A 671-nucleotide genomic window follows, 5' to 3' on the forward strand; every position below is an offset into this window, starting at 1 on the left:
CGTTCCCGGGCCTTGTACACACCGCCCGTCACACCATGGGAGTGGATTGCACCAGAAGTGGATAGTCTAACCTTCGGGAGGACGTTCACCACGGTGTGGTTCATGACTGGGGTGAAGTCGTAACAAGGTAGCCGTAGGGGAACCTGCGGCTGGATCACCTCCTTAACGACAAAGATTTCCATCCCGTTCAGGGCTCACACGTTTGCTTGTCTGTTGTTACCGGCTAGAAGCCGGAAACAAGTGATTCTCTTTCTTTGAAGGAAGGTAATGGATTATTTGTTTCCGGTTTTTTAATCGGTCTTATATCTGCTGGTATAAGAAGCTCTTTAACAATTTGGGAAATGAGAAGTCCAAGTATTCAATGAGAATGCAAGCGTTAGATATTATCTCTGACATTTGTGTCTTTATGGTGAATCGTTATCACGATGAAAGACCTGGGCGGTGATTGAGGATTTGTCGAGAGGCGGATTTGAGGTGACTGTTTTGGGTTATATAGTCAAGTGAATAAGCGTACACGGTGGATGCCTTGGCAGCCAGAGGCGATGAAGGACGTAGTAGCCTGCGATAAGCTTCGGGGAGTCGGCAAACAGACTTTGATCCGGAGATTTCCGAATGGGGAAACCCACCTGTCATAAGGCAGGTATCACATACTGAATCCATAGGTATGTGAG

General features: G+C 47.4%; 2 rRNA genes. Both read left to right on the forward strand.

Annotation, left to right across the window (positions count from 1 at the left end):
* Nucleotides 1-165, forward strand: a 16S ribosomal RNA gene (locus tag F8C76_RS19115); the annotation flags it as partial.
* 329 nt (nucleotides 166-494) lie between these two features.
* A 23S ribosomal RNA gene (locus F8C76_RS19120) occupies nucleotides 495-671 on the forward strand; the annotation flags it as partial.

It is taken from the genome of Flagellimonas olearia, assembly GCF_009184425.1.
GTDB lineage: Bacteria > Bacteroidota > Bacteroidia > Flavobacteriales > Flavobacteriaceae > Flagellimonas > Flagellimonas olearia.